The 19,960-nt window shown below is 74.9% G+C and carries 19 protein-coding genes; 11 read left to right on the top strand and 8 right to left on the bottom strand.

Features of this window, described 5'->3' with window-relative positions; genetic code table 11:
• The first annotated feature begins 62 nt into the window (after positions 1–62).
• Positions 63–1,202: an ABC transporter substrate-binding protein gene (locus IH44_RS0107680; RefSeq protein ID WP_051816656.1), complete on the top strand. Its 1,140-nt coding sequence runs from the start codon at positions 63–65 to the stop codon at positions 1,200–1,202.
• Between the two features lie 43 nt (positions 1,203–1,245).
• Here IH44_RS0107680 and IH44_RS0107675 read toward each other — a convergent pair whose 3' ends face one another.
• From IH44_RS0107675 to IH44_RS0107655, 5 genes are all read right to left on the bottom strand, one after another.
• Positions 1,246–1,902, bottom strand: a complete 657-nt coding sequence (locus IH44_RS0107675; RefSeq protein ID WP_030458661.1) for a response regulator transcription factor — start codon at positions 1,900–1,902, stop codon at positions 1,246–1,248.
• The gene (locus IH44_RS0107670) at positions 1,887–3,221 is read right to left on the bottom strand and encodes a sensor histidine kinase (RefSeq protein WP_232794855.1); all 1,335 of its coding nucleotides are present in this window, start codon (positions 3,219–3,221) and stop codon (positions 1,887–1,889) included. Before IH44_RS0107670 ends, IH44_RS0107675 begins: the two co-directional genes overlap by 16 nt.
• Positions 3,222–3,226: 5 nt before the next feature.
• Complete coding sequence (locus tag IH44_RS0107665; RefSeq protein WP_030458659.1) at positions 3,227–3,613, bottom strand: hypothetical protein; 387 nt, start codon at positions 3,611–3,613, stop codon at positions 3,227–3,229.
• A 135-nt stretch (positions 3,614–3,748) separates the two neighbouring features.
• Positions 3,749–5,179 (bottom strand): Re/Si-specific NAD(P)(+) transhydrogenase subunit beta, encoded by a 1,431-nt coding sequence (gene pntB / locus IH44_RS0107660; RefSeq protein WP_030458658.1) that lies wholly within the window; start codon positions 5,177–5,179, stop codon positions 3,749–3,751.
• Between the two features lie 6 nt (positions 5,180–5,185).
• Positions 5,186–6,739, bottom strand: a complete 1,554-nt coding sequence (locus tag IH44_RS0107655; RefSeq protein ID WP_030458657.1) for a Re/Si-specific NAD(P)(+) transhydrogenase subunit alpha — start codon at positions 6,737–6,739, stop codon at positions 5,186–5,188.
• A gap of 274 nt (positions 6,740–7,013) precedes the next feature.
• Here IH44_RS0107655 and IH44_RS0107650 point away from each other — a divergent pair, with 274 nt between their 5' ends.
• Entirely contained in the window at positions 7,014–7,214 is a 201-nt protein-coding gene (locus tag IH44_RS0107650) for a hypothetical protein (protein ID WP_030458656.1), read from the top strand.
• 119 nt (positions 7,215–7,333) lie between these two features.
• Here IH44_RS0107650 and IH44_RS0107645 read toward each other — a convergent pair whose 3' ends face one another.
• Entirely contained in the window at positions 7,334–8,392 is a 1,059-nt protein-coding gene (locus tag IH44_RS0107645) for a S9 family peptidase (RefSeq protein ID WP_030458655.1), read from the bottom strand.
• Between the two features lie 69 nt (positions 8,393–8,461).
• On the opposite strand from IH44_RS0107645, the gene IH44_RS0107640 reads away from it, so the two are divergent.
• The 4 genes from IH44_RS0107640 (at position 8,462) to IH44_RS0107625 (ending at position 11,834) form a co-directional block, all read left to right on the top strand.
• Positions 8,462–9,265 carry a HEAT repeat domain-containing protein gene (locus tag IH44_RS0107640; RefSeq protein ID WP_030458654.1) on the top strand — a complete coding sequence of 268 codons (804 nt, stop codon included), beginning with the start codon at positions 8,462–8,464 and terminating at the stop codon, positions 9,263–9,265.
• 233 nt (positions 9,266–9,498) lie between these two features.
• Positions 9,499–10,119: a dihydrofolate reductase family protein gene (locus IH44_RS0107635; RefSeq protein ID WP_030458653.1), complete on the top strand. Its 621-nt coding sequence runs from the start codon at positions 9,499–9,501 to the stop codon at positions 10,117–10,119.
• Positions 10,120–10,495: 376 nt separating this feature from the next.
• Positions 10,496–11,161: a DUF4232 domain-containing protein gene (locus IH44_RS0107630; RefSeq protein WP_030458652.1), complete on the top strand. Its 666-nt coding sequence runs from the start codon at positions 10,496–10,498 to the stop codon at positions 11,159–11,161.
• Between the two features lie 262 nt (positions 11,162–11,423).
• On the top strand, positions 11,424–11,834 hold the full coding sequence (locus IH44_RS0107625) for a cold-shock protein (protein WP_030458651.1): 411 nt from the start codon (positions 11,424–11,426) through the stop codon (positions 11,832–11,834).
• 64 nt (positions 11,835–11,898) lie between these two features.
• On the opposite strand, the gene IH44_RS0107620 is transcribed toward IH44_RS0107625, so the two are convergent.
• Positions 11,899–12,843: a helix-turn-helix domain-containing protein gene (locus IH44_RS0107620; RefSeq protein ID WP_063759564.1), complete on the bottom strand. Its 945-nt coding sequence runs from the start codon at positions 12,841–12,843 to the stop codon at positions 11,899–11,901.
• A gap of 148 nt (positions 12,844–12,991) precedes the next feature.
• Between IH44_RS0107620 and IH44_RS0107615 the strand changes: the two genes are divergently transcribed.
• On the top strand, positions 12,992–14,416 hold the full coding sequence (locus IH44_RS0107615; RefSeq protein ID WP_035954311.1) for an MFS transporter: 1,425 nt from the start codon (positions 12,992–12,994) through the stop codon (positions 14,414–14,416).
• A gap of 23 nt (positions 14,417–14,439) precedes the next feature.
• Here the strand turns inward: IH44_RS0107615 and IH44_RS0107610 are convergent, their stop codons facing one another.
• Positions 14,440–15,270, bottom strand: coding sequence for an MBL fold metallo-hydrolase (locus IH44_RS0107610; protein WP_030458648.1), 831 nt, complete (start codon positions 15,268–15,270; stop codon positions 14,440–14,442).
• A gap of 200 nt (positions 15,271–15,470) precedes the next feature.
• Between IH44_RS0107610 and IH44_RS0107605 the strand changes: the two genes are divergently transcribed.
• The 4 genes from IH44_RS0107605 (at position 15,471) to htpG (ending at position 19,504) form a co-directional block, all read left to right on the top strand.
• Positions 15,471–15,803 carry a helix-turn-helix domain-containing protein gene (locus tag IH44_RS0107605; RefSeq protein WP_063759563.1) on the top strand — a complete coding sequence of 111 codons (333 nt, stop codon included), beginning with the start codon at positions 15,471–15,473 and terminating at the stop codon, positions 15,801–15,803.
• Positions 15,804–15,858: 55 nt separating this feature from the next.
• On the top strand, positions 15,859–16,596 hold the full coding sequence (locus IH44_RS0107600; protein ID WP_030458646.1) for a ribonuclease H: 738 nt from the start codon (positions 15,859–15,861) through the stop codon (positions 16,594–16,596).
• A 154-nt stretch (positions 16,597–16,750) separates the two neighbouring features.
• Positions 16,751–17,515, top strand: coding sequence for a trans-aconitate 2-methyltransferase (locus IH44_RS0107595; RefSeq protein WP_030458645.1), 765 nt, complete (start codon positions 16,751–16,753; stop codon positions 17,513–17,515).
• 144 nt (positions 17,516–17,659) lie between these two features.
• A complete protein-coding gene (htpG, locus tag IH44_RS0107590; protein WP_030458644.1) occupies positions 17,660–19,504 on the top strand; it encodes a molecular chaperone HtpG in 1,845 nt (614 codons plus the stop codon).
• Positions 19,505–19,960 lie beyond the last annotated feature (456 nt).

The raw sequence follows: 19,960 nt of genomic DNA, 5'->3' as shown, positions 1-19,960 counted from the left end.
GGAACGTGACGACCCGGGCCCGCCCGGCGGCCGACCGCCCGCTTGCGCACCGTGGAGGCACCATGGCCGTTGTCCGCCGCAGCCGGGCCGCCCTGTTCGCCGCCTGCCTGGTCGTCGCCGCCGCCGGACTGGGCGCCTGCGGGCAGCGGGACGTCGGCCCCGTCCCCGCGGCGCGGGCCGGTTCGGCCCTGGCGGTGGGCGGGATGGACGAACTGATCCGGCAGGCGAAGGCCGAGGGCCAGCTCAACACGACCACCCTGCTGCCGCACTGGGCGAACTACGGCGGACTGATGGACGGCTTCTCGAAGAAGTACGGGATCAAGGTCGTCAACGACAACCCCGAGGGCTCCAGCCAGCAGGAGATCGACGACATGAAGCGCTACCGCGGCCAGGACCGCGCGCCCGACGTCCTCGACCTCGGCGACTCCTTCGCCCAGTCCGCCGCGGACCAGGGGCTGCTGGCCCCGTACCGCACCGCGAGCTACGACCGGATCCCGGGCTTCCAGAAGGACCACAAGGCCCGCTGGTACAACAGCTACGGCGGCTTCGTCGCCATCGGCTGCGACGCGAAGCGGGTGAAGAACTGCCCGGAGTCCTTCGCCGAACTGCTCGACCCGCAGTACAAGGGCATGGTCGCGCTCACCGGCGAGCCCACCAGCGCCGGGTCGGCCTTCGCCGCCGTGTACGCGGTCGCCCTCGCCAACGGCGGCTCGTTCGGCGACATCCGGCCGGGCATCGACTTCTTCGCCGAGCTCAACCGGATCGGCAACTTCAACCACGCCAACTCCAGCGTGGGCGCGATCGCCGCCGGCCAGACCCCGATCAGCGTGGAGTGGGACTTCCTCAACCTCCAGCACGTCGACGGGCTCCGGGCCGCGGGCGTGGACTGGAAGGTGTCCATCCCCTTCGACGGCAGCTTCGCCCAGTACTACGCGCAGGCCATCAACAAGGACGCCCCGCACCCGGCCGCGGCCCGCCTGTGGGAGGAGTACCTGATCTCCGACGAGGGCCAGAACCTGCGGCTCGTGGACTACGCGCGCCCCGTCCTGATGGACGCCATGGCCCACGAGGGCACCCTGGACCGCGCCCTCGCCGACCGGCTCCCGACGGTCGAGGGCACCACGTCCTTCCCCACCCAGCAGGAGCTGGTCACCGCCCTCGCCGTGGTCAAGGCCGACTGGCCCGCCGCCGTCCCGAAGTGACCCGCCCGGGCCCGGAGGCCGGTCCGGCGGCGCCCGACCGCCGCTACGCGGCGCGGCCGGCGTCCAGGTAGGCGAGGACGGCCCGGACCCGGCGGTTGGTGTCCTCGTCGCCGACCAGTCCGAGCTTGCCGAAGATCGCGGTGGTGTACTTGCCGACCGAGCCCTCGGAGAGGAACAGCCGGGCGCCGATCGCCGCGTTGGACAGGCCCTCGGCCATCAGCGCCAGCACCGAGCGCTCCCGCTCGGTGAGGGCGGCCAGCGGATCGGCGCGCAGCGGGCGGCCCAGCAGCTTGGCGACCACGGTCGGGTCCAGCGCGGTGCCGCCGTCGGCGACCCGCTGGACGGCGTCCATGAACTGCCCGGCGTCCAGCACCCGGTCCTTGAGCTGGTAGCCGATGCCGCCGTGCCCGTCGGCGAGCAGCTCGCGGGCGTACAGCTGCTCGACGTGCTGGGAGAGGATCAGCACCGGCAGCCCCGGCACCGCCCGGCGGGCGGCCAGCGCGGCCTGCAGGCCCTCGTCGGAGAAGGCCGGCGGCAGCCGGACGTCGACCACCGCGACGTCCGGCCGGTGCTCCAGCAGCGCCGCCAGCGCGGCCGGGCCGTTGTCGACGGCCGCGACCACGGTGTGGCCGAACGCCTCGACCAGGCGCACCATCCCGTCCCGGAGCAGGAACAGGTCCTCGGCTACGACAACTCGCACGGCACCGCCACAGTGATCCGAGTGGGTCCCCCGACGGGGCTGTCGACGTCGAGCCGGCCGCCGAAGGCCGCCGCCCGGCGCTCCAGGCCGCTCAGCCCCGAGCCGGGCGCGGCGGCCGCCCCGCCGACCCCGTCGTCGCTGACGGTAGCAGTCAGCGTCCGCCCCTCGTAGTGGAGTTCGACCAGGACGCGGGTGGCGCGGGCGTGCTTGGCGGCGTTGGTCAGCAGCTCGGCGACGGCGAAGTAGAGCGCCGCCTCGACCGGCCGCTCCGGCCGGGCCGGCACCCGGCTGACCACCTCGGCCTCCACCGCGGCGTCCAGGGCCAGCGCCCGGACGGCGTCGACCAGGCCGCGCTCGACCAGCACCGGCGGGTTGATGCCGCGCACCAGCGCGCGCAGTTCGTCCAGCGCGCCCGCGGAGGCGGACCGGGCCTCGGCGAGCAGCCGCTTGGCGGCCGCCGGGTCGCGGTCCACCAGGTGCTCGGCGGCGCCCATCGACATGCCCAGCGCGACCAGCCGGGCCTGCGCGCCGTCGTGCAGGCCGCGCTCGATCCGCTCCAGCTCGGCGGCCTGGGTCTGCGTCAGGTCGGCCCGGATCGCCTCCAGTTCGGCCACCCGCCAGCCCAGCCGGGTGGACGCCACCGGTCCCAGCAGGCGGCGCCCGACCGGGCCGAGCGCCCGCCAGCCGAACGGCGCGGCCGCCGCCCCCGCCGCCACCAGCAGCAGCCCGTACCCGGGGTGAGCGGCCGTCAGCAGCGCGCCGAGCAGCAGCGCGAGCAGCGGCAGCGCGGCGGCGGGCAGCACCGTGACGGCCGCGCCCAGCAGCCACACCCCGTCCCAGTGCAGTTGCGGGTCGTGGTACCGGGCGTGCACCGCGGCCCGGCGGCGGGCCTCCCGCTCGGAGCGGTGGTACTCGTGCCCGTCCCACCAGAAACCGGTCGCCATCCGGACCACCGGCCTGGTCCTGCGGTACGCCACCGCCAGTTCCAGGCCCAGCCAGCGGGCCGCGCAGCGGCGGGCCGCCCCGGCCAGCGGGCGGCTGGTGAACGGGTGCACCGTCCACAGCGCCACCCCCGTCCACAGCAGCACCAGCAGCGTCTCCCCGCCCACCGCCAGCGCCCGCAGCGGCAGCGCCGCCGTCATCCCCGCCGACCAGGAGTACGCCAGCGAGCCGCCCGCCCACGCCACCGGCCCGGCCACCAGCACCGGCAGGCAGGTCAGCGCGGTCAGCACCGCGCACCGCCACAGCCCCACCACGATCCGGCCCGGCACCCCGTTCGCCACCGTCCCCGCCCCCTCCGTCGCGGTCGATCCTCCCACCGCGGTCACCTCCCGCGGCGGGTCAGCACGGCGACCGGCACCAGCGCCAGCACCGACAGCCCCTGCAGCACCGCGTACCAGGCCGGGCACAGCCCCGGCAGCAGGTCGACCCCGACCACCGCGAACGGCAGCACCGTCGCCGTCCTCCGCAACCGCTCCCGGGCCCGACCGTCCCCGCCCCGGGCCCGCGCCACGTACCGGCGCAGCAGCACCACCAGCAGGAGCAGCACCGCCCCGCGCACCCACATGAAGGGCGTGGTCGGCAGCCCGGCCACCGCCACCGCGGCGACCGTCCCGAGCACCACCGCCCCGACCGCCCCGAACAGGTCCACCCACATCCGCACGGTGCCGAACACGTCCCCGCTACGGCTCCCGCCCCCACTGACCGCCATGACTCCGGACTCCTCCGCTGGTGCCGTCCTGCTGACACCCCCGACGCTACGGAGCGGCCGCCCGGCCCGACATGCGCCTGCCCCCACTCCCGGGTGGGCCTGGCCCCACCTCCGGGGTGGGGCCAGGGGCCGGGGTCAGGTGAGGGCCGGGTCGGGGGCGTCGAGGGACTGGAGGATCTGGTCGACGCTCTGCTTGGCGTCGCCGAAGAGCATGTCGGTGTTGTCGCGGAAGAAGAGCGGGTTCTGGACGCCCGCGTAGCCGGAGGCCATCGAGCGCTTGAAGACGATGACGCGTTCGGCCTCCCAGACCTTGAGGACGGGCATGCCGGCGATCGGGCTGGCCGGGTCGTCGAGGGCGGCGGGGTTGACGGTGTCGTTGGCGCCGATGACCAGGACGACGGAGGTGTCGGCGAAGTCGTCGTTGATCTCGTCCATCTCCAGGACGATGTCGTAGGGGACCTTGGCCTCGGCGAGCAGCACGTTCATGTGGCCGGGCAGGCGGCCGGCCACCGGGTGGACGCCGAAGCGGACCTCGACGCCGCGCTCGCGCAGGCGGCGGGTGAGGTCGGCGACGGGGTGCTGGGCCTGGGCGACGGCCATGCCGTAGCCGGGGGTGATGATGACGGACTTGGCGGCGGCGAGGAGTTCGGCGGCCTCCCGGGCCCGGATCTCGTGGTGCTCGCCCTGTTCGGCGTCGCCGCTCGCGGGCGCCTCGATGCCGAAGCCGCCCGCGATGACGGACAGGAAGGAGCGGTTCATCGCCTTGCACATGATGTACGAGAGGTAGGCGCCGGAGGAGCCGACCAGCGCGCCGGTGACGATCAGCAGGTTGTTGTCGAGCAGGAAGCCCGCGGCGGCCGCCGCCCAGCCCGAGTAGCTGTTGAGCATGGAGACCACCACCGGCATGTCGCCGCCGCCGATCGAGGCGACCAGGTGCCAGCCGAGCAGCAGGGCCAGCACGGTGACGGCGACCATCAGGCCGAGGCCGGGGGAGGCGGTGAACCAGGCGGTCAGCGCGGCGAACGCGCCGAGCGCGCCCAGGTTGAGGGCGTTCTTGCCGGGCAGCACGAGCGGGCGGGAGGCGATCTTGGCGGAGAGCTTCAGGTAGGCGACGACCGAGCCGGTGAAGGTGACCGCGCCGATGAAGATGCCGATGAACACCTCGGCGTGGTGGATGGTCAGCAGGTCGGCGGCGACGGCGCTCTGGGCGGCGCCGTGCCGCTCCACCTCCAGGTAGCTGTTCCAGCCGACCAGGACGGCGGCCAGGCCGACGAAGCTGTGCAGGACGGCGATCAGCTCCGGCATCTGGGTCATCTCGACCCGGCGGGCCCGCCACAGGCCGATCGCGGCGCCCAGCGCCATGGCGAGCAGGATCAGCGCGACGGCGCCCGCGCTGATCGAGCGGGAGGCGACCACGACGGTGGCGGCCAGCGCCAGGGCCATGCCGGCGATGCCGTAGGCGACGCCGGCCCGGGAGGTGCGGTGCTGGGAGAGTCCGGCCAGGCTGAGGATGAACAGCAGGGCGGCGACCAGGTCCGCGGCGTGCGCGGCGGTGAGGGACGTCATCTCGGCTCAGCCTTTCGAGAACATGCTCAGCATGCGGCGGGTGACGGCGAAACCGCCGAAGATGTTGACGCTGGTCAGCAGGATCGCCACGAAGGACAGCACGGTGACCAGGACGCCGCCGTGCCCGATCTGCAGCAGCGCGCCGATCACCACGATCCCGGAGATCGCGTTGGTCACCGACATCAGCGGCGTGTGCAGGGCGTGGTGGACCTTCCCGATCACGTAGTAGCCGATCACCACGGCCAGCGCGAACACCGTGAAGTTCTCGGCGAGTTGGGCCGGGGCGAAGGCGATCAGCAGGAACAGCGCGAGCATTCCGGCGCCGATCAGGCCGGTCCGGACGGCCGGGGTGAGCCGGGCAGGCTCCGGCGCGGGCGCCGGGGCCGGGGCCGGGGGAGCGGCGGGCGCCGCGGAGACGGCGACCGGCGGGGGCGGCCAGGTGGTCGCGCCGTCGCGGACCACCGTCACGGCGCGCTGCACCACGTCCTCGAAGTCGATCGTCAACCGCCCGTCCTTGCCGGGGGTGAGCAGCTTCAGCAGGTTGACCAGGTTGGTGCCGAACAGCTGGGAGGCCTGCGCGGGCAGCCGGGACGCCAGGTCGGTGTAGCCGATCAGGGTCACGCCGTTGTCGGTGACGACGGTGCGGCCCGCCACCGTGCCCGCCACGTTGCCGCCCTGCGCGGCCGCCATGTCGACCACCACGCTGCCGGGCTTCATCGCCGCCACGTCCTCGGCGGTCAGCAGCTTCGGCGCGGGCCGGCCGGGGATCAGCGCGGTGGTGACCACGATGTCCACGTCCGCGGCCTGGGCCCGGTACAGCGCGGCCGCGGCCCGGTCGTAGTCCGCCGAGGTGGCCTTCGCGTACCCGTCGGTGCTCGCCTCCTGGGCCACCTCCACGGCCAGGTATTCGCCGCCCAACGACCTTACCTGGTCCGCGACTTCGGGCCTCGGGTCGGTGGCCCGGACGATCGCGCCGAGGCTGGACGCGGCGCCGATCGCGGCCAGCCCGGCCACGCCCGCGCCCGCCACCAGCACCTTCGCCGGCGGCACCTTGCCCGCCGCGGTGACCTGCCCGGTGAAGAACCGGCCGAAGGCGTGCGCCGCCTCGATCACCGCCCGGTACCCGGCGATGTTGGCCATCGAGCTGAGCACGTCCATCGACTGCGCCCGGGAGATCCGCGGCACCGCGTCCAGCGACAGCGCCGTCACCCCGCGATCGGCCAGCGCCGCCAGCAGCTCGGGGTGCTGCGCGGGCGCCAACAGGCCCACCAGCACGGCCCCTTCGCGCAGCCGCCCGACCTCGGCCGTCGACGGCGCGTTCACCTTCAGCACCACCTCGGCCGCCCAGGCGTCCCCGACGGCGGCCCCCGCCGCCTCGTACGCCGCGTCGTCGAACCCGGACGCCGCACCGGCCCCCGACTCGACGACCACGCCGTACCCCAGGGCCAGCAGCCCGCGCACCGTCGCCGGGGTCGCCGCGACCCGGGTCTCCCCGGGCACGGACTCGGCGACCACGCCGACCTGTTGGGGCGGGCGGACGGAGGAGTCGTATCCAGACATCGCTCGTTCTCTCTCGTCGGAGGAGGTGGTGCCGGACGGGTTCCGCGATCGAAGGGGACTCATGCCCCTGGTCGCAGGAACCTAGACTCCCGACCCCCTCCGGCAGAACCGTGCGAACGGTGAAATGTGTCACCACAACTCCCACCGACCGGACTACACCGCCGACCGGACTGCACCACCGGCCGGACTGCACCGCCGGCCGGACTGCACCGCCGGTCGCCGGGACCGCCGCGTACCTGACCCGTCGTCAGTGCGCCCTGCCACGCTGACTCCCATGACCGACACCCGAACGAACCCGACCCTGCCGCGCGCCGACTGGGGGACCACCTTCCTGGGCGGCCAGCCGATCCCGGTGCACTGCGGCCGCCTCGCCTACGACATCGACCTCGGCGAGTGGGAGTGCGCCTGGTGCGACGACCGCGTCCACGTGCGGAACGTCCCCGGCTGGCCGCACCCGGTCCGGGGCGGGCGGTGAACGGCGGCCGGCCGGGGCGGGCCCCGGCCCGGCGGTGACCGCCGACCGGAGCCGGATCCATCGCGGGCGGAGTCCGGCCGGCCCCGGCCCCGGCAGCGGCGGCGGCAGCAGCAGCCCGCTCAGCCGGACTGCGGGCCGCCGCCCAGCACCTCCGCCACCGACCCCACCACGTCCCGCAGGAACCCCGGGTCGAACGGCCCGTACGTGCGCAGCCCCGCCGCCGAGCGGGGCGACAGCAGGTGCCCCAGGCCCGGATGGACCGTCAGCCGCGACCGCAGCCCGTACGCCGACGCCGCCCGGTGCAGCAGGTGCGCCTGCCGGGGCGGCGTCGTCCAGTCCTCGGCGCCCACGTGCACCGCGACCCGGCCGCGCAGCCCGGCCAGCCGGCGGTACGGGGCGGGCTGGGCGTACCAGTCCCGCCAGAACGAGGCGGGGGCCGAGTCGTCGGCGCCGTCCAGCGCCCCGCGCTCCCACGCGTCGTACTCCCAGGCCAGCTCGGCGTGCAGCACCTCGGGGTCGACGCGGGACCCGAGGCGCTCCGGCAGGTCGAACTCCTCCCACCAGCCGCTGCGCCCCGGCACGTCGCGCCGCGCGGCGGCCAGGTCGACGGTGCCGTCCGGGCCGGTGAAGCCGCCGGCCAGCAGCCACTCCAGCCGCCGGTCCAGGCCCAGGTGGCGCTGGAGCACCGGGCGGGCCTCGGAGCACGGCGCGACCAGCACCGCCAGGGTCTCGCCGCCCAGCCGTTCGGCCGCGGCCAGCGCGACGTCCGTCCCCATCGACACGCCCAGCAGCACCACCCGCCCGCCGTCCACCCCGGGGTGCGCCCGCAGCAGTTCCACCGCCCGGACCGCGTCGTCCACCAGGCCGGTGAAGGTGAACCGGGGCGAGCCCGCCCCGCCGCGGCGGTCCTCGGTGACGAACCTGGTGTCGAACGAGGCCGCCGCGTACCCGGCCCCGGCCAGCGCCGCCCCCAGGTCGGCGAACAGCCGCACCGGCCCGTTCCCCGACACCTCGGCGGGCAGCGAGGCGTCCCGGTCCCACGCCCCGAACGGCTGCAGCAGCAGCACCACGGGCGCCCCCGCCGCCGCCGACACCGCCCCGTCCGGTAGGCGCAGCACCACCTCGCGCCCGTCCTCCAGCGACAGCCCGCGCTCCAACGACAACCCGTCCCCGCCCATGCCCGCTCCCCGTCCGTGCGCCGAAAAAGTCCGAGCCCGGAAGGCTACCGGCTCGTAGCATGCTCGGTCATGGCGATGTTCGTGCACCTGACCTCGGCGGCCGACGCGGCGCGCATCCGGCGTTCCGGGATCCGGGCGGACAGCCGGGGGCCGGGCGGGGAGCGCGGGGTGTACTGCTTCCCGGTGCTGCCCTCGTACACGCTGACGCACCAGTGGCTGCGCGAACTGGCGCGGCGCGGCACCCGGGGCGGGATGGTGGCGGTGCAGGTGCGGTTGGACGACGGGCAGCCGGTGCTGGCCGGGCACTACGCGGGGCGGCGGCGGGACGGGCACCGGCCGGTGTCGGCCGTCGAGGCGGTGCGGCTGATCGCGGGGCGGGACGATCCGCAGGGCTGGGAGGTGTTCGTGCCGCGGGCGGTGCGGCCCGGCGAGGTGCACCGGATCCGCAGCGCCCCGCAGGTCACCGGCTGGCGCTACTGGCCGGGCTCGCACGGCACCCGCCCCTGCACCTGCTTCGGCTGCCGGGTGCGCGGCGAGTACGGCGGGCGCCGGCTGCGCGAGCGGCTGCCGCACCCGCTGGACGGGCCGCCGCCGCCCGTCCCGGTGCTGCTCGGCCGGATCGCGGCGGCCGGGGACCCGGGCGACCCGCGGGCGCTGCTCGACGCGCTGCACTGGTTCGGGACGCGCCGCCGCGGACCGGTCCCGGCGCTGGCCCCGCTGGCCGCCCACCCCGATCCCCGGGTCCGCCGGGAGCTGGTGTGGGCGGTCGCCCGCTGGTCCACTCCCGGCACCGCCGACCTGCTGGACGCCCTCGCGGCCGACCCGGACCCCGGGGTGCGGGAGGCGGTCGAGGACGTCCGCGCAGCGGACTGAACCGGACCGGCCCGGATGGTGGTGGGCGCCGGGGCGTGCGCGGACCGGCCTGCGGGCCGGAGGATCGGAGTGCGGGGCACCGGGGCGCGGAGGATTCGCGGGCGCGGAGGATCCGTGGACACGGAGGATTCGCGGGCGCGGAGGATTCGCGGGCGGGGGAGCGATGAGTTCGCCCGTCCCGGTCCGTCTGCACTCATGACCGGACCACCGACCCACTTCCCCGGGAGCACGCCATGGGCTTCGTCCACATCGAACTGTTCACCACCCTCGACCTGGTCGGCCAGGCGCCCGGCGGACCCGAGGAGGACCCGACGGGCTTCGCCTTCGGCGGCTGGCAGGCCCCGCTGATCGACGACGTCTCCGGCGCGCAGGTCGACGCCGCCTACGAGGGCACCGACGCGCTGCTGCTCGGCCGCCGCACCTACGACATCTTCGCCGCCTACTGGCCGCAGGCCGGGGACAACCCCTTCGCGGAGCTCTTCAACCGCATCCCGAAGTACGTCGCCTCCCGCGGCAAGCCCGAGCTGACCTGGGCCGGGTCCGAGCTGCTCGGGCCGGACCTGCCCGCCGCGGTGCGCGAACTGCGCGAGCGGCACCAGCAGGTGACGGTGGTCGGCAGCCTCGATCTGGTGCAGACCCTGCTGCGGGAGAAGCTCTACGACCGCCTCGACCTGTGGGTCCACCCGATCGTCCTGGGCACCGGCAAGAAGGTCTTCGACGGGGGAGCCGTCCCCACCAACGTCACCCTGCTCGAACCGCCCGCCGCCAGCCCCCGCGGCACCGTCCTGCTGCGCTACGGCCTCGCCGAGGGCATCCCCGCCACCGGCGACATGAGCGCCCCCCGCGAGGACTGAAGCCCTTCCGGGGCGGACCGCCCCTTCCGGGGGAGGGCGCCGTAGCTCCTGCCCGGCCCGATCCGACGGCCCGACGGCCCGACGGCCCGATGACCTGGCGTCAGCTGTTCCGGAGTCAACTGTTGCAGGGTCAAGTGCCTTCCGGTCACGGGTCCGTACCGGCGGGCGCAGCGGGGCCGGAGGGGGGACGGGGCGGGGCGCGGGATGGGATCGGTGCAGGTCAGGGGGGTGGCGCCGGCCGGAGTGGTGGGGGTTCGCGGGCGGGTGTGTCACAGCACTGTCCTGGTGGCGGCGCGGGCGCAACGGTTCGGGACGGCGGGGGGTCCTGAGCTGTGTAGACCAGCCGGTACCACCGCCCCATCCCGAGGAGACCGCCATGCGCGTCCGCAAGCTCGCCTTCGCCACCCTGACCGTCGCGGCCGCCCTCACGCTCACGGCCTGCCAGGACGACGGCACGGACACCGGTACGCAGGCCGCCCCGACCACCGCGGCCACCTCCACCTCCACCCCCGCCCCGGTCGCACCCGTCGCCACCCCGAGCGCGGGCCAGAGCAAGGGCGGCACGCCGAAGGGCGGTACGACGTCGACCGGCGCGACGACGGGCGGTACGGCGGCCGGGAAGGCCGCCAAGTGCCTGACCGCGGACCTGACCGTCACCGCCGCGGACCACACCATCACCGGCGACGCCAAGAACACCGTGGTGGTCGAACTGAAGAACCACAGCGGCAAGGACTGCACGATCTCCGGGTACGCGGGCGTCGACCTGCAGGCCAGGGAGGGCACGCTGTCCGCGCAGCGCTCCGGCGAGCCGGTCGTGTCGACGGTCCTGAAGGCCGGCAAGTCGACGTACTTCGGCATCAGCTACCCGCCCAACAACACGGGCGGCACCGGCGTCCGGATCACCGGCCTGGTCGTGACCCCGCCGGACGAGACCCACTCGGTCACCCTGCCCTGGCCGGGCGCCGGTTCGCTGCCCGCCGGGGACGGCAGCGGCGACCCGGTGGAGATCGGCCCGGTGGGCAGCGCCGGACAGGGCGAGTGACGACCGCTGCCGCGCTGCGGCGACCGCACGGGGTGCTGCCACCACCACCGTCATCGCACGCGCACCGTCATCGCACGCGCACCGGTGAAGCACGTGCACCGGTGAAGGTGGCACCCGCGCGGGGTGCTGCCCCGGCGGCCGGGCGGTGACACCGCGCTTGCCGGCTTCCGAACGGCGGGTTCGCCTTGCCCGCGCGGACAGGGCTATTCTCGGGCCCAGGTTGCGGGCAAGGGGCCCGGAAGGTGTTTTTTTGGGGGTTGGCATGGTTGCCGGTCGCGTGGTGCGGTTCGACAGTTCGCGGGGTTACGGGTTCATCGCTCCGGACAAGGGCGGGGAGGACGTGTTCCTGCACGTCAACGACCTGCTGATCCCGGAGTCCTACATTCGCACGGGCCTGGCGGTGGTCTTCGAGATCGAGGACGGCGACCGCGGTCCCAAGGCCTCCTCGGTCCAGCTCGCCCCGGGCGCGGAACTGAACGCCCCGGCCGGCCCGTCCGCCGACCGCGTGGTGCGCACCGCCGTGGACGACGACGAGCAGCTCGCCGCCGACGACTACCTCGACGACGTCACCGAGGCCCTCCTCGAGTCGGCCCCCTCGCTGACCGGCACCCAGATCCTCCAGGTCCGCTCGGCCATGCTGCAGCTCGCCAAGAGCCACGGCTGGATCGGCTGACCCTCCCGCCGCACCGCCGACGGCGGCCGCCCCACCCGGGGAACGGCCGCCGTCGCGGTTTCCGCTACTCCCGGCCGACCGGGATTTCTGCCGCCCGCTCCGTCCCGAGCGTCCCTGCGCCGAGCGTTCCCGCGCCGAGCGTTCCCGTCTCGAATGTCCCCGTCCCGAGCGTCCCCGTGAGCAGGGCGAGGGCGGCGGCGGACGGGCTGGCGGGGGCGGCGCTGTACAGCAGGAGGCGGTGGGTGGTGCCGTCGGAGAGCGGGAGGCTCTCGAACTGGAGCTCCAGCGGGCCGACCAGCGGGTGCCGGAAGGACTTGCTGCCGACGGCGCAGTCGCGGACCGGGTGGCGGGCCCACATCGCGGCGAACTCCGGGCTCTGGATGGCGAGTTGGCCGACCAGTTGGGCGAGCCGGCGGTCTTCCGGGTAGCGGCCGACGGCGAGCCGGAGCGCGGCGACGGCGGTCCTGGCGTCCTCCTCCCAGCGGGCGTGCAGTTCGCGGGTGTGCGGGTCGAGGAAGAGCAGCCTGGTCAGGTTGGGGCGGTCGGCGGGCCGGTCGGGGGCGGTCGGGTCGAGGTGGCCGGCCAGCAGGGCGTGGCCGAGGGCGTTCCAGGCCAGTACGTCGTTGCCGCGGTCCAGCACCGCGGCGGGCACCTGCGGCATCGCGTCGATCAGCTGCCTGGTCGCGGGCCGGGCCCTGGCGGGCCGGTGCTGCGGGGCGCGGCCGGGGCGGGCGGGGCGGGCCAGGTCGTAGAGGTGGGCGCGTTCGTCGCCGGTCAGCCGCAGGGCGCGGGCGAGGGCGTCGAGGACGCCGTCGGAGGCGTTGGCGCTGTGGCCCTGTTCGAGCCGGGTGTAGTAGGTGGCGCTGACCCCGGCGAGCAGGGCGAGCTCCTCGCGGCGCAGCCCGGGCACCCGCCGGCGCCCCGGGTACGGGGTGAGCCCCGCGTCCTCGGGGCGCAGTTGGGCGCGCCGGGTGCGCAGGAACTCGCCGAGTGCGGTCGTGGTCTCCATGCCGTCCAGTCTGCCCGGGCGGGGCGCCGGTGTGACCGCCGCCGGGTATCCCTGCCGGTGCTACCTTCCGCAGGGGTCTGGGTGGGCCGTCCGGGCCGGTGCAGGCTCCTTCTCGTCACCGCAGAACCCGACGAGAGGGAGGCCCGCCATGGCGACGGCCGAAGCGACGAAACTCCAATCACCAACCACTGCAAGGAAACTGACGAGTCGTCAGCGAATCGTCCTGCTGGTCCTGCTGGTCGCCCAGTTCATGCTGGCGGTGGACTTCTCGATCCTGAACGTGGCACTGCCCGCGATCGGCGCGGGCCTCGGCTTCCCGCTGGGCGAACTGCAGTGGATCGGGACGGCGTTCGCGCTGTCCGCGGCCGGGTTCACGCTGCTGTTCGGGCGGGTCGCCGACCTGTTCGGCCGGCGGCGGCTGTTCCTGGCCGGCCTGGCCGTGCTGGGGGTGTCCTCGCTGGTGGGCGGCCTGGCCACCGGCCCGGGGGTGCTGATCGCGGCCCGGGTCGCGCAGGGCCTGGCCACGGCGGCGGTCACCCCGGCGGGGCTGGCGCTGCTGACCACCTCGTTCCCGGAGGGGCCGCTGCGCGAGCGGGCACTGGGCCTGAACGGGGCGCTGATGTCGGCGGGGTTCACCGCGGGCGCGGTCCTCGGCGGGGTGCTCACCGACCTGCTGTCCTGGCGCTGGGCGTTCTTCGTCAACGTGCCGGTGGCGCTCGGGGTGCTGCTGGCCGCCCCGGGGGTGATCCGGGAGAGCCGCCCGGACGTCCGCCCGAAGCTGGACCTGCCCGGCGCGCTCTCCGTCACCCTGGGCCTGCTCGCCCTGGTCTACGGCCTGACCCGGGCCGGGCTGGCCGGCTGGGCCGACCCGCTCGCGCTGGGCGCGCTGGCCCTGGGCGCCGTGCTGCTGCTGGTGTTCGGGGCGGTGGAGCGCCGGGCGGCGGCGCCGCTGGTGCCGCTGTCGGTGCTGCGGCGGCGCAGCGTGGTGTGGGGCAACCTGGCCGGGCTGATCGCCTTCCTGACCGAGACCTCGCTGGTCTTCCTGCTGACCCTCTACCTGCAGGAGGTGCTGGACTTCTCGGCCCTCGCGGCGGGCCTGTCCTTCGGCGTCCTGGGCCTGGGCACCGTGCTCGGCGGCGCCACCGCCGCCCGGCTGATCGCCGCCACCGGCACCCGCACCACCCTGGTGACCGGCGGCCTGGTGCAGGCCGCGGCGACCGCCGCCCTGCTGCTGCTCGGCCAGGGCCACTCCTCGCTGGGGCTGCTGCTGGCGGCGACCTTCGTCGGCGGCGTCGGCAACATGTTCGTGATCGTCGGCTTCATGGTCACCGCGACCTCCGGCCTGCCCGACCGCGAGCAGGGCCTGGCCACCGGCCTGGCCACCATGACCCAGCAGATCGGCATCACCATGGGCACCCCGGTGATGAGCGCGATCGTGGCCGCCCGGGCCGGCGCCCACCCGTCCGCCCCGGCGGTACTGGACGGCGTCGCGCTCGCCGTCCTGGTCAACGCGGCCCTGGTACTGGTGGGCGTCCTCGCCACCGGCTTCCTGCGCCGCCGCACCGACTCCTGAACTCCGTTCCGGGCCGGCGGAGTTCAGGAGGAGAGGCGGGCGAACTCCCAGGGGTCGTGCGCACTGACCACGGCGACCCGGTCGCCGTGGTCGCGGCGCAGGGCGCGCAGCCGTTCCAGGGCGGCGAGCCGGGCCGAGGCGTCGGTCTGCGCGCCGTCCTGGACCGGGGCGAAGGAGGGGTGGGCCAGCGGCGGGGTCCGCTCGATCTCGCCGTGGTACATGTACGCGTCGCCCGCGTGCAGCAGCCACCGGCCGTCGTCGGTGCGGACGGCGACGCCCGCGTGGCCCGCCGAGTGGCCCGGCAGCGGGACCAGCAGCAACTCGCCGGCCAGGCCCGGGATCCGGGCCACCCCGGGGAAGTCGAACCACCGCTCCTGCGGGTCGGCGACGGCGGGCGCCAGCAGCGGGCCGTGCGCCCGGTGCGCGGGCACGAAGCGGTCGAGGGTGTGCCGGTGGTGCGGGTCGGCCGGGTCGGTGGCGGCCCGGTACTCGGCGGGGTGGACGTGCACCCGGGCCCGGGGGAAGTCCGGCAGCCCGCCGGTGTGGTCGCGGTGCAGGTGGGTGAGCACGACGTGCCGGACGTCCCGCGGGTCGTGGCCGAGCCGGGCCAGTTGCCGCAGCGCGCTCTCCCCGGCGTCCCGGGAGGGCCGGGCGTAGGCCGTCCAGTCGGCGCCCAGCCGCCCCTCGGGGTCCTGCCGGTCGGCGGTGCCGAGGCCGGTGTCGACCAGCAGCAGCCCGTCCGCGTCGGTCTCCACCAGCAGGCAGTGGCACACGGCGGCCCGCGGCCCGCCCGCCGCCCCGCCGAGCGGGGGAACCTTCCGGAGCGAACCGCAGTTCAGGTGGTGGACACGCACGAGGACCCCCGGGGGACGCGGGACGGACGGGCACGGCGGCGGGAGCCGCCGCCCGGCAGGACGTTGCCCGAGGGACGTTAGGGAGGGCCGCCGTGACTCACCAAACGGTTGGGCACGCACCACCGGACGGGCCCGGGCCGCTGGCCCCCTGTCCGCCGGAGGAACTCGTCCCACCGGGCCCGGCCGGGGCGTCCTGCCCGGTGGACGTCACGCTCGCGGTACTGGCAGGCCGCTGGACGCCGCTGGTGCTCCGCGAGTTCCTGCGGCGCGGCCGGGCCGGCTACTCGGAGCTGTCCGCCGCGCTGCCCGCGCTCTCGGACAAGGTCCTCTCCGAGCGGCTGGCCCAGCTGACCGGCGCGGGCGTGCTCGAACGCCACCGCACCCCCGGCTGGCCCCCGCGGGTCGGCTACACGCTCACCGCGCGGGGCCGGGCACTGGAGCCGGTGGTGCACAGCCTGTGGGAGTGGGGCAGCGCCCGGCACCGGGACGCCTCCGACCTGCCGGCCGACCTGTCGTCGCAGCGGCCGTCGTAGCGGTCGCCGCGGCCGCCGGTCGGGGGTCGTGGGCGGGGGCTGGCATGATCGGGGGATGGTTGAACGAGTCATCGCCGCCTGCGACGGAGCGGCCAAGGGCAATCCGGGTCCGGCCGGGTGGGCCTTCGTGGTCGCCGACGGGAACGGCGCCCCGCAGCGCTGGGAGGCCGGTCCGCTGGGCCGGAACACCAACAACGTCGGGGAGTTGACGGCCCTGCAACGGCTACTGGAGGCCACCGACCCGGCGCTGCCGCTGGAGGTCCGGCTGGACAGCACCTACACCCGGGACGCGGTCACCAAGTGGCTGCACGGCTGGAAGCGCAACGGCTGGAAGACCGCCGCGGGCAAGCCGGTCGCCAACCAGGAGCTGATCCAGCGGATCGACGCGCTGCTCACCGACCGGGACGTCGCGTTCGTCTACGTGCCCGCCCACCAGGTGGACGGCGACCCGCTGAATGCCATCGCCGACAAGGCCGCCAGCGACGCCGCCCGCACCCAGCAGGCCGCCGCCGGCACCGCCGCCGACCTGCCGGTGCCCGACCCGGTGACCGCCCCGGCCCCGCGCGCCCGCCGCACCGCGTCCGCGTCCGGCTCCTCCACGTCGTCCGGCAGCGCCTCCGGAGGGACCAACGGCGGTGCGGCCAGGCGGAGTTCGGGCGGCGGCGGTGGCCGGACGCTGGCCGCGAAGTTCCCCGGCCGCTGCCCGTGCGGGCGCTCCTACGGCAAGGGCGAGACGATCGGCAAGGTCGGCGGCAGCTGGGGCCACCCGGAGTGCGCGGCCGCCCACGCCTGACCGCCGGGCCCGTCCCCCGGTCGTCCACGCCTGACCGCCGGGCCCGGCTCCGGCCGTCCTCCGGGCCCGGGCCCGGCGCCGCTGTTCCGGGGAGGGCCGCGCCGCCGGGTCAATGCCGGGCGCGGTCCGCTCCGGTCGTGCCAGGATGCTCGGCATGTCCACCCGTGCACTGAGTTTCGGCGCGATCGCGCAGGCCTACGAGAGGTTCCGGCCGGGGTACCCCGAAGAGCTCTTCGACCTGGTGGCGGCGTACGCGGGCCGGCCGGTCCGGACGGCGCTGGAGATCGGGGCGGGGACGGGCAAGGCGACCCGGCTGTTCGCCGGGCGCGGGGTCGCGGTCACGGCGACGGAGCCCGACGCCGCCATGCTGGCCGAACTGGGCAGGACCGCGCCCGCGCACGTGACGACCGTGCGGGCCGCGTTCGAGGACCTGCGGCCGTGCGGGCCCCACGACCTGGTGTACGCGGCGGCGGCCCTGCACTGGACCCGCCCGGAGGGGCGGTGGCCGAGGGTGGCCGCGCTGCTGGAACCGGGCGGCGTATTCGCCTCGTTCGGCGGCCCGGTCCAACTGGCCGACCCGGCCGTCGAGGAGTCGGTGCGCGCGGCCCGGGCGCCGTTCCTGGCGAACGACGACGTGCCGTCCCCCGACGGGACCGCTCCCGGCGCGCCACTGCAGTGGCCGGGGACGGAGCTGCAGCGGTCCCCGCTGTTCGCCGACGTCCGGCAGGCCGTCGTCGAGCGGCGCCTGACGATGAGCGCCCGCGACTACCTCGGCTACCTGTCGACCGTCTCGGCGTACCTCCAACTGCCGGAGCCCGGGCGGCAGCAGGCGTACGACGCGGTCGCGGGCGTCCTGCCGGAGACGGTCGGGATCACCGCCGACATCGTCGTCCACCTCGCGCGCCGGCGGTCCGGGTAGGCCCCGTCCGGCACGGCCGGGCCGGACCGGGCCCGGGGGCGGCGCTCCTCCGTCGGCGTTTGTCCGGGCCGCCGCCGGTGTGCCAGATTGCCACGGAGCGCGTGCTCCCGTACCCGCACCGTCACCCCGAGCGAAAAGGATCCCATGAGCACCGAGACGCTGGAGTTCCAGGCCGAGGCACGGCAACTGCTGCAGCTGATGGTCCACTCGATCTACTCGAACAAGGACGTCTTCCTGCGCGAGCTGATCTCCAACGCGTCGGACGCCCTGGACAAGCGGCGGCTGGCCGGCCTCACCGAGGAGCGGCTGCGCGCCGACGACCTGCACATCTCCGTCGACACCGACCCGGAGGCCCGCACGCTGACCGTCCGGGACAACGGCATCGGCATGACCCGCGACGAGGTCGTCGCGCTGATCGGCACCATCGCCCGCTCCGGCACCGCCGAGACCCTGCGCCGGCTGCGCGAGAGCAAGGAACCCGCCGAGCTGATCGGCCAGTTCGGCGTCGGCTTCTACTCGACCTTCATGGTGGCCGACAAGGTCACCCTGCTGACCCGCAAGGCCGGCGAGCCCACCGGCACCCGCTGGGAGTCGGCCGGCGAGGGCACCTACACCGTCGAGACCGTCGAGGACGCCCCCGAGGGCACCGCGGTCACCGTCCACCTGCGCCCCGAGGACGGCGAGGACGGCCTGCACGACTACACCGACACCGCGACGATCCGGCGGATCGTCAAGCGCTACTCCGACTTCATCGCCTTCCCGATCCGCACCGCCGGACCGGACGGCGCCGGCGAGCTGACCCTCAACTCGATGAAGGCGCTCTGGGCCCGCCCGCGCGCCGAGGTCGCGGACGAGGAGTACCGGGAGTTCTACCGGCACATCGCGCACGACTGGACCGACCCGCTGGAGACCGTCAGCCTGCGGGCCGAGGGCACCTTCGAGTACGAGGCGCTGCTGTTCATCCCGGCCCGCCGCCCGCACGACCTGTTCCAGCGCGACGGCCGCCACGGCGTCCAGCTGTACGTCAAGCGGGTGTTCATCATGGAGGACAGCCGCGAGCTGCTCCCCGACCACCTGCGCTTCGTCAAGGGCGTGGTGGACGCCGCCGACCTCTCGCTGAACATCTCCCGCGAGATCCTCCAGCAGGACCGGCACATCCAGCTGATCCGCCGCCGCCTGGCCAAGAAGGTGATGGCCACGGTCAAGGAGATGATGACCGGCGACGCGGACAAGTACCGCACCTTCTGGCGGGAGTTCGGCCCCGCCGTCAAGGAGGGCCTGCTCGACCCGGCCGAGGACCGCAAGGCGATCCTCGACGTCGCCTCCTTCGCCAGCACCGCGGGCGAGGAGCCGACCTCGCTGGCCGACTACCTGGCCCGGATGCAGGACGGCCAGGACAAGATCTACTACATGACCGGCGAGAGCCGCGCCCAGGTCGAGAACTCCCCGCACCTGGAGGCGTTCCGGGCCAAGGGCTACGAGGTGCTGCTGCTCACCGACCCGGTGGACGAGATCTGGGTCGAGGGCGTCCCCCCGTACGAGGGCAAGGAGTTCGCCTCGGTCGCCCGCGGCGCCGTCGACCTCCCCGCCGAGGACGTCCCCGCGGAGCACGCCGGCTCCTACGCGCCGCTGCTGGGCTGGCTGGGCGGGGCGCTCGCCGACGTCAAGGACGTCCGCCTCACCACCCGGCTGACCAACTCGCCGGCCTGCCTGGTCAGCGACGCCGACGGCCTGACCCCGACCCTGGAGAAGATGTACCGGGCGATGGGCCAGGACGTCCCGCCCGCCCGCCGCATCCTCGAACTCAACCCCGACCACCCGCTGGTCGCCGCCCTGCGCACCGCCCACGAGGAGCGCCCCGAGGACCCCTCGCTCACCGAGAGCGCCGAACTCCTCTACGGCACCGCCCTGCTGGCCGAGGGCGGCGACCTCGCCGACCCGGCCCGCTTCGCCAAGCTCCTCGCCGACCGCCTCACCCGGACGGTCTGACACACCCCCGGCCGCGGTCCCGCCCCTGTCCGTCCGGGGGCGGGACCGCGGCTTTTGCGCGCCCGGGATCGCTCGGGGCCGCTCGGGGCCGTGACGCAGTGTTACTAGCCTCGGGGTGGATTCTGGCTTGCTTTGACAACGTTGTCCAGTGGTGCGCGGTCGCAGTCCGGTAACGAGACTAATCCGTCATCAAGTTAAGTAAAGTTTTAGTTCTGTAGCGCCTTATGCCTTCAAAACCGCTGTATTTCAGTGTTGACCGGTCTATGGACATGGCCGGGATGTGACGTCTACGTTAAGCGTCCAACAGCCCGGAGCGCCGCCTGCGGTCACCGGTCGCTGCTTCCACGAGCCAATGAAGATCAGCGTGAAGGATGAGCGAGATGCGCAGAGGATGGCCGGCCGTCGCGGCCGCTTCCATGGTGGTGCTCACTGCGTGTAGCAGTGGTGGTGGCGGTG

Origin of the sequence: Kitasatospora sp. NRRL B-11411 (genome assembly GCF_000721345.1) — a bacterium.
GTDB lineage: Bacteria > Actinomycetota > Actinomycetes > Streptomycetales > Streptomycetaceae > Kitasatospora > Kitasatospora cineracea.
Note: the sequence above shows the minus strand (reverse complement) of the source record. Positions and strands in the feature narration are given on the sequence as shown.

Excerpts from the sequence above, each read along its gene's own strand:
- IH44_RS0107645 (WP_030458655.1), bottom strand. The coding sequence starts at position 8,392 with ATGGGCGGGGACGGGTTGTCGTTGGAGCGCGGGCTGTCGCTGGAGGAC.
- htpG (WP_030458644.1), top strand. The coding sequence starts at position 17,660 with ATGAGCACCGAGACGCTGGAGTTCCAGGCCGAGGCACGGCAACTGCTG.
- IH44_RS0107680 (WP_051816656.1), top strand. The coding sequence starts at position 63 with ATGGCCGTTGTCCGCCGCAGCCGGGCCGCCCTGTTCGCCGCCTGCCTG.
- IH44_RS0107650 (WP_030458656.1), top strand. The coding sequence starts at position 7,014 with ATGACCGACACCCGAACGAACCCGACCCTGCCGCGCGCCGACTGGGGG.
- IH44_RS0107595 (WP_030458645.1), top strand. The coding sequence starts at position 16,751 with ATGTCCACCCGTGCACTGAGTTTCGGCGCGATCGCGCAGGCCTACGAG.
- IH44_RS0107615 (WP_035954311.1), top strand. The coding sequence starts at position 12,992 with ATGGCGACGGCCGAAGCGACGAAACTCCAATCACCAACCACTGCAAGG.
- IH44_RS0107665 (WP_030458659.1), bottom strand. The coding sequence starts at position 3,613 with ATGGCGGTCAGTGGGGGCGGGAGCCGTAGCGGGGACGTGTTCGGCACC.
- IH44_RS0107640 (WP_030458654.1), top strand. The coding sequence starts at position 8,462 with ATGGCGATGTTCGTGCACCTGACCTCGGCGGCCGACGCGGCGCGCATC.
- IH44_RS0107655 (WP_030458657.1), bottom strand. The coding sequence starts at position 6,739 with ATGTCTGGATACGACTCCTCCGTCCGCCCGCCCCAACAGGTCGGCGTG.
- IH44_RS0107630 (WP_030458652.1), top strand. The coding sequence starts at position 10,496 with ATGCGCGTCCGCAAGCTCGCCTTCGCCACCCTGACCGTCGCGGCCGCC.
- IH44_RS0107600 (WP_030458646.1), top strand. The coding sequence starts at position 15,859 with ATGGTTGAACGAGTCATCGCCGCCTGCGACGGAGCGGCCAAGGGCAAT.
- IH44_RS0107625 (WP_030458651.1), top strand. The coding sequence starts at position 11,424 with ATGGTTGCCGGTCGCGTGGTGCGGTTCGACAGTTCGCGGGGTTACGGG.
- pntB (WP_030458658.1), bottom strand. The coding sequence starts at position 5,179 with ATGACGTCCCTCACCGCCGCGCACGCCGCGGACCTGGTCGCCGCCCTG.
- IH44_RS0107620 (WP_063759564.1), bottom strand. The coding sequence starts at position 12,843 with ATGGAGACCACGACCGCACTCGGCGAGTTCCTGCGCACCCGGCGCGCC.
- IH44_RS0107635 (WP_030458653.1), top strand. The coding sequence starts at position 9,499 with ATGGGCTTCGTCCACATCGAACTGTTCACCACCCTCGACCTGGTCGGC.